Genomic DNA, 13136 nt, shown 5'->3' with positions numbered 1-13136 from the left:
GGAGGCGTCGATGGCAAAGCGATTGGCATTCACGGGGCTCACCAGCGCCGCGCTGCTCGGGGCGCTCTCCGGGACCGCGAGCGCGGCTCCAGTGCGCCGGGTCCAGGTGGCGCAGCGGGGTGATTTCGTCCTCATCGGCAACACGCTCGCGCACGACTGCGCGTCGTCCACGCCCCCGCCGCTGGTGGGCACGGTCGGGACGTGCGGCACGACCGCGACGCTGGGGGACTCCGCCCCCGATGTCTACTGGCGTGGCGACAGCCCCCTCGCCGGCCAGGCCGAGGCGAACAACACCATCGATCCCGCGGCCGCCCGCAGCACCGCGGTCCTCAGCCTCCCCGCGGGCGCTCGGGTGACCCACGCGTACCTCTACTGGACGGTGAGCCGCGACAGCGGCACCTCGGCCGATCTCACCGTGACCCTGGATCGGCCTGGCGCCTTCTCTTCCAGCGTGACCGGTACGATCTCGGGCCAGACGGAGATCTTGGGCCTCGCCCACGCCCAGACGGTCGCCAACGTCACGTCGATCGTGCAGACGCGCGGCGCGGGGGCGTATCGCCTGAGCGGGATCTCCAACGGGACCGATCTGGACGGCGTCAGCCAGCAGATCGCGTTCGCCGGCTGGTGGATGGTCGTGCTCTACGAGCAGACGACCGCGCCCGCGCGGAACCTCGCCGTCTTCGACGGGCTGGATCAGGTGATCGACGGCGTGACGGTGCGGTGGAATGTCTCGGGGTTCGTCGTCCCCTCGGGCGCCGGCCAGGCGAAGCTCGGCGTCGTCGGGTACGACGGCGACAGCTCCACCGGCGACGCGCTCGAGTGGAACGGGACCGCGCTGTTCGACGCGCAGAACCCAGTGGACAACTTCTTCAACAGCTCCCGTTCGTTCCTCGGCGCGCCGATGTCCTCGGTGGGCGATCTGCCGAGGCTCACCGGCGGGCCGCTGAGCATGAGCGGCATCGACATCGACGTGACGCAGGTGCCGGCCAACCTGCTCGTGGCCGGCGACACGGAGGCCGAGGTCGGAGCGGCCGTCAACGGCGCCGACAGCTACCTGCTCGGCGGCCTCATCACGTCGGTGCCGACGCGCCTCCCGGATCTCTCCACGTCGACCAAGTCGGTCCTCGATCTCAACGGCGGCGGTGTCACGCCTGGCGACACGCTCGAATACACGATCATCGTCGCCAACACCGGGGATGACAACGCCGCGACGATCGTGCTGAACGACCCGCTGCCCGCCGGGGTCACCTACGTGCCGGGCTCGCTCGAGATCGCCTCGGGCCCGAACATGGGCGGCGTGACCGACGCGCCCGGCGATGACGAGGGCGAGTACGTCGCCGGATCGAGGACGGTCCGCGTCCGGCTCGGCGACGGCGCCGACGCGGCCCAGGGCGGGTCGCTCGGCGTCAGCGAGACCACGACGGTGCGGTTCCGCGTGACCATCGATCCGGGCACGGGCGGCGAGATCGCGAACCAGGCCATCATCACCGGGCGGAGCCCCGAGGGAGGCGCTGCCCAGGATTACCCGACGGACGGCAACGGCGCGGAGCCGGGCACGCCGCCCACGGAGATCCTCGTCGACAGCGACGGCGACGGGCTGAGCGACGGCGACGAGAAGCGCGCCGGCACGGACCCGAACGACGCCGACACCGACGACGACGGCATCAGCGACGGCGACGAGGAGCTCTGGAATCGCGACACCGACGGCGACGGGCTCATCAACGCGCGGGACGTCGACAGCGACAACGACGGCCTCCTCGACGGGACCGAGATCGGGCTGGCGAACTGCAACGGCCCGGGGACGGACCCGCGGAAGGGGCACTGCGTGCCCGACGGCGACGCCGGGGCGACGACCACCGATCCGCTGGACGCGGACACCGACAACGGCGGCGTGCCGGACGGCTCCGAGGACACGAACCTGAACGGCGTGCTCGACCCTGACGAGACGGATCCGACGACCGGCCACGGTGCCGACGACACCCAGAACACCGACAGCGACGGCGACGGGCTGAGCGACAAGCTCGAGGAGCACCTCGGCACGGACCTGAACGACGCCGACTCCGACGACGACGGCGTGCAGGACGGGCGCGAGCCGAACCCGACGGACGATCACGACGGCGACGGGCTCATCAACGCGCTCGACGCCGACAGCGACAACGACGGCCTCTTCGACGGCACCGAGCTCGGCCTCGGCTGCGGCGGTCCGGGCACCGACGCCGCGGCGGGCAGCTGCAGGCCCGACGGCGACAGCGGGGCCACCAGGACCTCGCCGATCGACCCGGACACCGACCGCGGCGGCGCGACCGACGGGTCGGAGGACGTCAACCTCAACGGCGTCATCGACGCGGGCGAGACCGACCCGACGTTGAACCACGGGGCGGATGACGCGCAGAACACCGACAGCGACGGCGACGGGCTGAGCGACAACCTCGAGGCGACGCTGGGCACGGATCCGAACGACGCGGACTCCGACGACGACGGCGTGCTGGACGGGCGCGAGCCGAACCCGGCCGTGGACACGGACGGCGACGGGCTCATCAACGCGCTCGACGTCGACAGCGATAACGACGGGCTCTCCGACGGCACCGAGCTCGGCCTCGATTGCAGCGATCCCGACACCGACGTGTCGGCCGGACGCTGCATCGCTGACGGCGACGCCGGCGCCACGAGGACATCGCCGATCGATGCGGACAGCGACGACGGCGGCGTGAGCGACGGCTCCGAGGACGCCAACCTGAACGGCGTCGCGGACAACGGCGAGACCGACCCGACCCGCGGGCACGCCGCCGACGACGGCGAGAATAACGACCGGGATGACGACGGGCTGAGCGACGACCTCGAGGCGACGCTGGGCACGGATCCGGACGACGCGGACTCCGATGACGACGGCGTGCTGGACGGGCGCGAGCCGAACCCGGTCGACGACGCCGACGGCGACGGGCTCATCAACGCGCTCGACGTCGACAGCGACGACGACGGCCTCTATGACGGCACCGAGATGGGCCTCGGCTGCGACGGCCCGGGCACCGACGCGGACGCCGGCCACTGCGCGGCGGACGCTGACGGCGGGGCCACGACGACGTCGCCTGTCCACCGCGACACGGACCGGGGCGGCGCGACCGACGGCTCCGAGGACAGCAACCTGAACGGCGCGATCGAGGCCGGCGAGACCGACCCGACCGCTGGCCACGGGGACGACGACAGCCAGAACGTCGACGGCGACGGCGACGGGCTGAGCGACGATCTCGAGGTGTTCCTCGGCTCGGATCCCGAGGACCGCGACTCCGACGACGACGGCCTGCTCGACGGCGACGAGCCGAACCCGAGCGATGACGCCGACGGCGACGGGCTGCCGAACGTGCGCGACGCGGACAGCGACGGCGACGGGCTCTCCGACGGCACCGAGGCGGGGAAGGACTGCGCGGACGCGGACACCGATGCCGGCGCCGCGAGCTGCACGCCGGACGCCGACGGGGGTGCGACGAAGACGAGCGTGGTGAACCCGGACACCGACCGCGGCGGCGTGAGCGACGGCGAGGAGGACGCGAACCACAACGGCATGCTCGATGAGGGCGAGACCGATCCGAACAACCCCGCGGACGACCCCGGCGATCGGGACGGCGACGGGCTCTCGAACAGCGAGGAAGCAAGCCTCGGGACCGACCCGAACGACGCCGACAGCGACGACGACGGCGTGATCGACGGCGAGGAGATCGAGCCGGGCGCCGACAGCGACGATGACGGAAAGATCAACGCCCTCGACCCCGACAGCGACAACGACGGGCTCTTCGACGGCACCGAGCTCGGCAAGGATTGCTCGCACCCGGACACCGACGCCGCCGCGGAGAGCTGCATCCCCGACGCGGACGCAGGGGCCACGACGACCGACCCGATCAAGGCCGACACCGACGGCGGCGGCGTGATCGACGGCGAGGAGGACGCGGACCACGACGGGGTGGTCGACGCGGGCGAGCGCGATCCGAACAACCCGGCGGACGATCAGCCTGCGGAGTGCGAGCAGGACAGCGCTTGCGGCGCCGGGATGGTGTGCGACGAGGCCACGCAGGAGTGCGTCCCGGGCTGCCGCAACCCCGACAACACGATCGGCCCGTGCACCACACCGCTCCCCGGTGAGGGCGTCGTGGTGGAAGGCGGCGGCTGCGCCTGCACGGTGGGCGCGGACGGCGACGGCGGCCGCTCGGCGCCGTGGGCCTTGCTCGCGGCCGGCGCCTGCGCCGCCGCGCTGCACCGGCGCCGCCGGCGCAGCTGAGCTCTCCCCCCGGGCGGCGCCCCCCGCGCCGCGCAGCAGGGGGCGCCTGTGCTACAAACCAACGGAACAACTATGCTTTTATGCGAGGCGCGCCCGCCTGCGGGGCGCCTCCGCCTGCGGCGACCAATGCGCCGCGGGTTGCCATCGGCCGTCCGTGGCCTAACGATGTTTTCCCACGGGAGAGTGCATCTTGCCCCGACCTTCTGATTCCGTCGTCCGCGCCATCACGATGGATGGCGCTTTTCGCGTCATCACGGCGCTGACCACCGAGACCGTGCGGGGGGCCATCGCGGTGCAATCTGCGATCGGCGCGACCGCGCAGCGGCTGGGAGAGCTGATCACCGGCGCCATCCTCGTGCGCGAGGCGATGGCGCCGAACCTGCGGGTCCAGGCGATCGTCAAGGGCGCGGCCGGTCACGGGACCCTGGTGGCCGACTCGCACCCGGACGGCACGAGCCGCGGCCTCGTCAACCTGGGCAAGGGGGCCACGGCGGAGAGCGCGGTGGAGATCGGCGGAGGGTCGCTGCTGCAGGTCATGCGCACGCTGCCGAGCGGCATGCTCCACCAGGGGGTCGTCGAGATCCCGACCGCGGGCGGCATCTCCGCGGGCCTGATGACGTACATGCAGGAATCGGAGCAGGTCGTCTCGATGATCGCGGTGGCGACGCTGATCGGCGAGGACGGCGTCGGCGCTTCCGGCGGCTACCTCGTGCAGCTGCTCCCGGAGGTCGAGCGCGGGCCGCTCATGGTGATGACCGAGCGGCTCAAGGACTTCGAGCGCCTCGACGACGTCCTCGCGCACGAGGGAGCCTCGGCGGACGTGCTGCTCGGGGAGCTGCTTCACGGCATGCCGTTCTCACGGCTCGAGGACTCGCCGCTCAGCTTCAGCTGTCGCTGCAGCGAGCTCCGGGTGATGGCCACGCTGGCGAGCCTGCCGCGGAGCGACATCGAGGAGATGGTCACGGACGGGAAGGTCCTCGACATCCGCTGCGATTATTGCGGCAAGGACTACCAGGTGTCGCCGTCGCAGCTCCGCTCGCTGCTGACGACGAGCTGAGCCGCCGCGCGGCCGGCGGGCTACACGCCCACGCACGGGGTCACGCGGGCTCGCGGGGCGAGAGGCCGCGGATCACGAAGGCGATGACCCGCTCCATTTCCGCCTCGTCGTCCCACGCCGCGTCGGGAGCGATGTACACGCGGTGGACGATGTACCCCACGAACGTCGAGGCGACGCAGCGGATGACGAGGGGCGGCGGCCACCCGACGATCTGCCCTTCGCGCTGGAAGTGCTCGATCAAGGTGATCCCCTTCTCGAGGAGCGGCCCGAAGACCCTGCCGGCGATGCCGAGCCGCAGCTCGGCGTCGAACGGCAGCTCCTGCGCGAGGATGCGCACCAGCTGCGGGTGCGCGCGCACGAAGGCGATGCGCTCGGCGAGGAGCGCCCGCAAGAACGCCTCGAAGGTCGGGTACGTCGCGTCGAAGAGCGGGTCCATGGAGCGCGCCATCGCGGGCCCGACGAGCCGTTCGACGGCGGGACCGATGACGCCCAGGAGGAGGTCCCGCTTGCTCGGGAAGTACTTGAAGATCGTCGCCTCGGCGACCCCTGCGCGCCGCGCGATCTCCTTGGTCGCGGTCCCGTGGAAGCCCTGCTCGGCGAAGGCGGCCACCGCAGCGTCGACGATCTTCTTCTGCGCCTCGGTCAACGTGTCGTTCGGGCGCGGGCGTCGGCTCATCAGCGTCCTCTCTCCTCGACTTCTAGCAGCGCCGCGCGGCGGCTCGGGCGCGCTGCGGGCGGCGTGCGTTACGCGGCCTCGGCCCCGCGGGTGAAGAGCCGGTCGAGCGCCTGCCTGAGCTCGCGCTCGTCGAGCGGATCGCAGCGCACGCCGACGTAGCCGTCCGGCCGGACGAGGACGGCGGCTGCCGCCTCGGCGCCGTACGCCGCGTGGGCGCGCCCGTCCGGATCTGCGTACCGTCCGGCCTCGGGCGCGCCGATGACCAGCACCTTGAGGTCCGGCCGGCTGAGCTCCGCGGCGAGCCGCCGGGCGTGCCCGTACGCCTCGGTGTTCGCGCTGCCCTGGGGTGGACCGGCGAAGAGCAGCAGCGTGGATTCGACGCCGCGCATCAGCTCGAACAGGTGGACCTGCTGTCCCGCCGCGGTGCGCAGCAAGGCGTCCGGCGCGCGATCTCCGGCGCGGGGCCCGCGCTCCGGCGGGCGCCCGATCTGGATGGACAGCGGGCTCTTCCGGTATCGGATCTTGAGCTGCGAGACGAACCCCAGGATCCGGCGTTGCACGGCGGCGACGCCGATGGCGCGGATCATCAGGCGCGGCGCGACGATGCGCAGCGCCCGGCCCATGAGACCGTGTCCGGCCATGAGCCCGAAGAGGCGGTCTGTGAAGTCGATCAGCCGGCGCGCGACGGGCAGCCGCTCCATCTCGTAGGTGTCGAGCAGCCACGCTGGCATCCTGCCCTGCTCGACGGCCGCGAGCTTCCACGCCAGGTTGTACGCGTCCTGGATTCCGGTGTTCATCCCCTGCCCGCCGGCCGGGCTGTGGATGTGCGCCGCGTCGCCGGCGAGGAACACGCGCCCCTTGCGCAGCCGCGTGGCGACGCGGTGGTGCAGCCGGTAGCGCGAGAGGACGTTCGCTCTCTGTATCTTGAACGGCGTGGGGATCATCGAGCGCATCACGCCTTCGAACTCCTCGAGCGAGAGCGACGCGCCGTGCGCCGGCGACGCTTCGGGCAGGATAAGGACGATCCGGAACCGGTGGCTTCCGGGCACGGGGAAGGCCGCTGCGAGGCCCCGGCGCGAAGGGCTGATATAGATGTCGCCGTCCGGCAGCGGCCAGTCGATGACGAGGTCGCCGAGCATGCAGTGATCGTCGTAGGTGTCGCCCTCGAAGGCGATGTCTGCGCCCTGGCGGACGGCGCTGCGCGCGCCGTCGCAACCGAGGAGCCACTTCGCGCGCACCACCTCGGTGTTCCCGTCGCCCCTGCGGAGCGTGCATGTGACGCCGGCGCTGTCCTGGGTATAGGAAGCGAGCTCGACGCCGCGCTCGACCGTCACGCCCAGCTCCGGGAGCCGCGACCCGAGGACGCGCTCGGTGTCGAACTGCTGGAGGACGAAGATGCCTGGAACGAACGTGGAGAGCTCCGGGAAGTCGAAGATCGGCAAGCGTGCGCGCTGGCCGTTCGAGAGGAGGACGTTGAGCCCTCCGACGCGCGTGGCGTGCGCCAGCGCGGCGTCTGCGATCCCCATGCTGGTGAAGATCTCCATCGTCCGCGTCTGCACCACGAGCGCTCGCGAGTGATCGGGCGGAGGTTCCAATGCCTTGTCCACGATCCGCACGGTGAGCCCGCGCCGAGCAAGCTCTCCGGCCATCGTCAAGCCCGTCGGACCTCCACCGACGACCAGCGCATCCACAGCTTCTGTCATAGGCCGCCTCCAGATTGGTGAGTGAGCATTCACTCACTTTATGTGGGTACCCTCTTCGGTTGGCAAGGTGCACGGTCAACCGAACCGGGGTTGAGCTCGCCCAGCTGCGTCGACCGGCGTCGACCGCACCGGGGTTGAGCCGCCGACCGAGGTTGAGCCGCCGACCGAGGTTGAGCCGCCGACCGAGGTTGAGCCGCCGACCGAGGTTGAGCCGCCGACCGAGGTTGAGCCGCCGACCGAGGTTGAGCTGCCGCCGACCGAGGTTGAGCTGCCGCCGACCGAGGTTGAGCTGCCGCCGACCGAGGTTGAGCCGCGCCGCGCCGCCACATTCAACAGGAACGGATCTTGAAGCCCACCAGCGAACTCCCCGCTCACCCGCCCCGCCCTCGCTCGGCAGACCGTGCCGCGTGCTCGCTCGGCGAGGTCTTCGTGCGATGGTCGCCGCATGCAAGAGGTCCACGTCAACGTCTACATCCACGCCCCGGTCGAGCGGGTCTTCGACGCGGTGGCTGACCACGAACGCTTCCTGCGCTCCGGGGACGGCACCCACACGAAGATCGTCCGGCCAGGGCTCACCGAGCACAACGGCCTCGGTGCCCTCCGCGAGGTGCGCGTCGGGAAGCGGATCCGCTACGTCGAGGAGATCACGGCCTTCGAGCGGCCCTCCTCGTTCGACTACCAGATCGTCGAGAGCACGCAGCCGCTCCGGCACCAGGGCTCGCGTCTCCGCTTCACCCCGCGCGGCGAGGGCACGGAGATCGACTGGACATCGCGCTTCGACATCCCGCTGCCGCTCGTCGGCAAGCCGCTCGGATCGCTCGCCAGGCGCATGTTCATCGCGGCGTTCACCGAGCTGCTGCTCGCTGAAAAGGCGCGGCTCGAGGCCTCGCAGCCCGCGCGCGCCACCTGACCCCCCTCGCGCGCTCCCCGACAGGCAGCGCCTGGTCTTCATGCCCCCTTCCCCTGGACGTGAACGACGGCTGAGCGGACCGATTAAGCTGCTGGCCTCAACTTCCTTCCGTTCGGCCTTCGGCCTTGGTCGAGCGGTCGCAGGGGTGTTCAAGATACGACCGAAGGCAAGGTGTGCGTTACTGCTCGGCCCGATAACCTCGGGAGCAGCTCGTATCCGGGGTTCCAGGGGGAAGGTGTCGACGAGGGCAGGAGCGCCGCCGCAGCTGGGCAGCCGCGGCAATCGAGTCGAACGAGTCAACAGATCGAGCTCCTGGCGCGAAGGGAACCACCGCGCTCTGTGCCATCTCGCTCCTGACGCTCGTGGCATGTGCCCAAGGCTCCAGCCTGGACGGCGAGAACCCAGGAGCCGGCGAGCAGATCGGCCAGCTCCACGACGAGCAGCACGACAGGCACCGGCGGCGGCAGCGCCACGAGCTCCACCACCGCGAGCTCCACCACCGGCGCTCGAGCTGCAATATGCTGCGAGGGACACCACCGTCGAGTCCCAGCATCTGTCGTTCATGGTACAGGTCAAGAACACGGACGATGCGAGCATCGCGCTCAGCGATCTGACGATTCGCTACTGGTTCACGGCCGACGTCGCGAATGTGGATCTCAAGAACGAGTGCGACTTTTCGTCGATCATCGGCGGATGCGCCAGCGTCACCAGGACGTTCGGCGTGGCATCGGGCACGAAGGCCGATCACTCTCTCGAGCTCGGTTTCCTCGCCGCCGCAGGTAGCATCGCCCCGAACGTCACGTCCGGAAATGTGCAGATCCGCATCTACAACGGCGACAATTACGACCGCATGACGCAGACCGACGACTACTCCTTCGGCACCAACACCGCCTTCATGCCTTTTGAGCGGGTCACCGTGTACCACGACGGCGTGCTCGCCTGGGGAACAGCGCCTTGACTGGCCACGAGAACGAGCTCCACGTCCTGCGGGAGCGAGCTCTACATCGATAGCCGCCCCGGGCGAGCGCTCGCCGGACCTCGGCGTACGGTCAGCCCCGGAGATCGATCTCAGGACGGATCCCCCGCCGACCAGACCCTGACCAGGCCAGCCTGACCTGGCTCCCAGGGCCTGCCGCCCTGTGCGGACGCGCGCCCCTCCACGCCCTTCGATGCCCTGTGGCGGCCTGACTCGCCGCGCGCGCACGCCACACCCCGCAACATGCCGTTACACGCCCTGGCCCGTCCCAGGTTGCCGCGATGTAACCAATTTTCCATGGAATTCCGTCCCGTCATGGGACGCGAGCGCTCCCGCGCCGTCTGGAGACGGGCAGCCCGGGCGGCACCATCCTTGAATGGGTCTCGCTCGGACCCTGAACTCTATGGCTGCCACCGCGCGCGCAACGCCTCCTCCCCCGTCGTCCCACACCCGGCCTGTGCAAGCCCCGATCTCGCGTGATGCGCCGCGGAGCGGACCGCGGCTCGGACACGGCCTCGAGCCGTTCGACCCCCTGAAGCGGCGCGCCGCGGACACACCTGGCCTCATCAGCTTCGCGGGCGGGCTGCCCGCCCCGGGCGAGTTCCCGCGCTCGAAGCTCGCGGCCTCGTTCGTTCGCGCTCTTCAGAACCCAGGCTGCCCGGCGCTCCAGCGTGCTTGGCCCGAGGGCGACGAGGACCTCCGCGCCTGGATCGCCGGGCAGCTGCGCCGGCGCGGCGCCCAGGTGGCTCGCGACGACGTCATCGTGACCAGCGGCGCACAGCAGGCCGTGTCCCTCGCCGCGCAGCTGGTCCGCGGATCGCGCGCCAGGATCGGCGTCGACCGCGAGAGCTCCCCCGGCGCGCTCGATCGGTTCCAGGAGCTCGGCGCGACGGTCGTCGACGGCGGCAGCAACGTCGACGCCTATTACCTCATGCCCGCCGTCTCCAACCCGCGTGGACGCACGCTGTCACGCAGCGATCGAGCCAGGGTCCTCTCGACCCTCCGGCCCATCATCGAGGACGACGCTTACGCGGATCTGTCCTTTGACGGCGCCGCCCCGCGGCCGCTCCTGGCCGAGGCGCCCGATCGCGTGTTCCACGTCGGGACGTTCTCGAAGACGCTCTGCTCCGGCCTCCGCGTCGGCTGGCTCGTGCCCCCGCGCTCGCTCCGGGCCGAGGTCCTCCAGCTGAAGCAGTCCGCCGATCAGCAGGCGGCCAGCCTGCCGCAGGCCATCCTGGAAGACTACCTCCGCACAGAGGACTTCGATCAGCGGCTCGTGCGCCTGCGGGAGTTCTACGGTCGCCGCGCCGCCCGCATGGAGCGGGCGCTCCGAAAGCACCTGCCCGGCTGGCGGTTCGACCCGCCCGCCGGCGGCTTCGCGATCTGGGTCGAGCCCGACGCCGAGCCGAACGAGGCCTTCTTCCTGGCCGCCGCCATCGAGCACGGCGTCGCCTTCGACCCGGGCTCGCTGTTCCGGGCTCACGGCGCCGTGCGCCCGTTCGCCCTCCGGCTCTGCTTCTCCTCGGTGGCGTGCGACGAGGACCTGGACGAGGGCGTGCGCCGCCTCGCGCGGTGCTGGGCCGAGGTCGCGTAGCCTCGCCAGCGGGCGCCGATTCACGAAGGCGCCCTGCACGACCTCTCTCCCTCTCTCCTTCAACTCCCTCTCTCCTTCACTCGCTCCCTGCTCTCTTCTCCTCCTCTCCGAGGGCAGCACCGCGGCGGCGGCCTGCGCATGCCGCCGACCCCGCGCAGGGCGCGGCCTCACTGCGCCAGCGGGCCGCCTGGCTTGTGCGGGACGGGCGGACGGCGATCGAGCAGCTCCCGCGCCGCGGCTCGGACGACCGCGGGCACGTCCGCCGCCGCCGCGAGCCGCAGCAGCTCGGGCCGCAGGAGGAGGCGCACCATGGGCACCGCGATCTCCTGCGGCGCGCCCGGGTTCTGCACGATCGCCATGCGCACCCGCGCGCGCTGCGGCCACTCGGGGTGCTTCGCGATCTCCGTCAGGACCTCCGCGTTCGCCGGGCGGCGCGCCGCGAGGCGGACGACGTCATCCTCGGTCAAGCGCGGGTTGGCGAGCAGGTTGCGGATGACCAGCGGGTGCGGGTCCCGGAGCAAGGCGTCGAAGGCCGCGCGGGTCGGCCGCCGGGCCAGCGCGCGCCGCTCGCCGAGCGTGAGCGCGCGACCGGCGCTCGACGTGGCGAGGAGCCGCTCGTCCGGCGCCGGCGAGGCCGGCTGCGCCTCGGGCCGCCGCGCCTTGCGGCGCAGGAGGCGCGAGAGCGGCAGCAGGGCATGGGAGGACGCGAGCTCGCGGAGCTGCTCGACGCGCTCCGAGAGCGCAGGATCCACGAGGACCGGCACGACGGCGCCCAGCACGTCGCGCGCGAGGGGGTTGGCCTGCTCGGCGTCGCGGCAGAGGTCGTCGAGCGCGCGGGCGACGGAGGGGAGATCGGCGCGCAGCACCTCGCTCCGCAGGAACGCGACCCGCAGCCGGAGCTCCTTCAAGGACGAGACAGCTCGCCTCCATCGTCCCGCCAGCGCATCCACGCCGTCAATCTACATCGCCGGCGTCCCGGCGTGGAGCGCGTGCCAGGCAGTTTGCGCTACGCAACGTGCGCGGGGCGGTTATCCTGCGCCGCGCCATGAGGGGACGGCGCAGCCGATCCCTGATGACTGACGGGGACGGCGCAGCCGATCCCTGATGACTGACGGGGACGGCGCAGCCGATCCCTGATGACTGACGGGGACGGCGCAGCCGATCCCTGATGACTGACGGGGACGGCGCACCCCATCCCCGTCTCGAAAGGGAGGAGTCGCATGTCCGAAAAGGTTTCGTTCCCCGCGAAGGACGGGTCCTCGGCGACCGGCGAGATCGTCTGGCCGAAGCAGGGGGACAAGTCGCCCGCCGTCGTCCTGATCCAGGAGTGGTGGGGCGTGAACGACCACATCCGCTCTCTGCTCGACCGGCTCGCCGCCGCCGGGTTCATCGCCCTCGCGCCCGACCTCTACCACGGCAAGACCACCAAGGACGCCGCCGAGGCCAACCGGCTGATGACCGAGCTCGACAAGCCGCGCGCCCTCGAGGAGATCGCCGGCGCCGCCCGCTTCCTGTCGGCGCACGAGCGGTCGACCGGCAAGGTCGGCGTCATCGGGTTCTGCATGGGCGGCGCGCTGAGCTTCGCCGCCGCCGCGACGATCCCCGAGCTCGCGGCCGCGGTGCCCTTCTACGGCGTCCCGAGCCCCGCGCCCGACTACACGCGCGTCAAGGCGCCGATCCTCGCCCACTTCGCCGCGCGCGACGGCTGGGCGACGCCGGCCGCCGCCGAGGCGATCCAGAAGGAGCTCGCCGCCCGCGGCCAGTCCATGGAGCTCCACGTCTATGACGCCGACCACGCGTTCGCGAACGACACGCGCCCCGAGGTCTACGCCCCCGAGGCCGCGAAGCTCGCGTGGGAACGGAGCATCGCGTTCCTGAAGCAGCACCTCGCCTGAGCGCGACGCCTCGGTCCTCCCCGGGGATCCGCGGGGCGCGCGGGGCGTCAACCGG

10 protein-coding genes are annotated in these 13136 nt (G+C 71.5%); 6 read left to right on the top strand and 4 right to left on the bottom strand.

All coding sequences use genetic code 11. The features are described from left to right. The first annotated feature begins 10 nt into the window (after positions 1 to 10). Both WMF27_RS00370 and WMF27_RS00365 read left to right on the top strand, forming a co-directional pair. Positions 11 to 4270 (top strand): hypothetical protein, encoded by a 4260-nt coding sequence (locus tag WMF27_RS00370; RefSeq protein WP_437762262.1) that lies wholly within the window; start codon positions 11 to 13, stop codon positions 4268 to 4270. Between the two features lie 190 nt (positions 4271 to 4460). After that, positions 4461 to 5327, top strand: coding sequence for an Hsp33 family molecular chaperone HslO (locus WMF27_RS00365; protein ID WP_437762263.1), 867 nt, complete (start codon positions 4461 to 4463; stop codon positions 5325 to 5327). A gap of 40 nt (positions 5328 to 5367) precedes the next feature. Here WMF27_RS00365 and WMF27_RS00360 read toward each other — a convergent pair whose 3' ends face one another. Then, positions 5368 to 6003, bottom strand: coding sequence for a TetR/AcrR family transcriptional regulator (locus WMF27_RS00360; protein WP_437762264.1), 636 nt, complete (start codon positions 6001 to 6003; stop codon positions 5368 to 5370). Between the two features lie 68 nt (positions 6004 to 6071). Next, positions 6072 to 7706, bottom strand: a complete 1635-nt coding sequence (locus WMF27_RS00355; protein ID WP_437762265.1) for an FAD-dependent monooxygenase — start codon at positions 7704 to 7706, stop codon at positions 6072 to 6074. A 445-nt stretch (positions 7707 to 8151) separates the two neighbouring features. Between WMF27_RS00355 and WMF27_RS00350 the strand changes: the two genes are divergently transcribed. After that, positions 8152 to 8616: an SRPBCC family protein gene (locus WMF27_RS00350; RefSeq protein WP_437762266.1), complete on the top strand. Its 465-nt coding sequence runs from the start codon at positions 8152 to 8154 to the stop codon at positions 8614 to 8616. Between the two features lie 296 nt (positions 8617 to 8912). On the opposite strand, the gene WMF27_RS00345 is transcribed toward WMF27_RS00350, so the two are convergent. Beyond that, positions 8913 to 9116, bottom strand: a complete 204-nt coding sequence (locus tag WMF27_RS00345; protein WP_437944570.1) for a hypothetical protein — start codon at positions 9114 to 9116, stop codon at positions 8913 to 8915. A gap of 11 nt (positions 9117 to 9127) precedes the next feature. On the opposite strand from WMF27_RS00345, the gene WMF27_RS00340 reads away from it, so the two are divergent. Together WMF27_RS00340 and WMF27_RS00335 are read left to right on the top strand one after the other, a co-directional pair. Continuing rightward, the gene (locus tag WMF27_RS00340; RefSeq protein ID WP_437944564.1) at positions 9128 to 9574 is read left to right on the top strand and encodes a cellulose binding domain-containing protein; all 447 of its coding nucleotides are present in this window, start codon (positions 9128 to 9130) and stop codon (positions 9572 to 9574) included. Between the two features lie 475 nt (positions 9575 to 10049). Next, on the top strand, positions 10050 to 11186 hold the full coding sequence (locus tag WMF27_RS00335) for a PLP-dependent aminotransferase family protein (protein WP_437943695.1): 1137 nt from the start codon (positions 10050 to 10052) through the stop codon (positions 11184 to 11186). A gap of 167 nt (positions 11187 to 11353) precedes the next feature. On the opposite strand, the gene WMF27_RS00330 is transcribed toward WMF27_RS00335, so the two are convergent. Then, on the bottom strand, positions 11354 to 12094 hold the full coding sequence (locus WMF27_RS00330; protein ID WP_437762269.1) for a hypothetical protein: 741 nt from the start codon (positions 12092 to 12094) through the stop codon (positions 11354 to 11356). A 312-nt stretch (positions 12095 to 12406) separates the two neighbouring features. On the opposite strand from WMF27_RS00330, the gene WMF27_RS00325 reads away from it, so the two are divergent. Continuing rightward, positions 12407 to 13081, top strand: coding sequence for a dienelactone hydrolase family protein (locus WMF27_RS00325; RefSeq protein WP_437762270.1), 675 nt, complete (start codon positions 12407 to 12409; stop codon positions 13079 to 13081). Positions 13082 to 13136 lie beyond the last annotated feature (55 nt).

The organism is Sorangium sp. So ce281 (genome assembly GCF_051527395.1).
Taxonomy (GTDB): domain Bacteria; phylum Myxococcota_A; class Polyangia; order Polyangiales; family Polyangiaceae; genus Sorangium; species Sorangium cellulosum_B.
Note: the sequence above shows the minus strand (reverse complement) of the source record. Positions and strands in the feature narration are given on the sequence as shown.

What these genes read in the sequence shown, in the direction of transcription:
- WMF27_RS00370 (WP_437762262.1), top strand. Translation starts at nt 11, where the DNA reads ATGGCAAAGCGATTGGCATTCACGGGGCTCACCAGCGCCGCGCTGCTC.
- WMF27_RS00360 (WP_437762264.1), bottom strand. Translation starts at nt 6,003, where the DNA reads ATGAGCCGACGCCCGCGCCCGAACGACACGTTGACCGAGGCGCAGAAG.
- WMF27_RS00355 (WP_437762265.1), bottom strand. Translation starts at nt 7,706, where the DNA reads ATGACAGAAGCTGTGGATGCGCTGGTCGTCGGTGGAGGTCCGACGGGC.
- WMF27_RS00350 (WP_437762266.1), top strand. Translation starts at nt 8,152, where the DNA reads ATGCAAGAGGTCCACGTCAACGTCTACATCCACGCCCCGGTCGAGCGG.
- WMF27_RS00325 (WP_437762270.1), top strand. Translation starts at nt 12,407, where the DNA reads ATGTCCGAAAAGGTTTCGTTCCCCGCGAAGGACGGGTCCTCGGCGACC.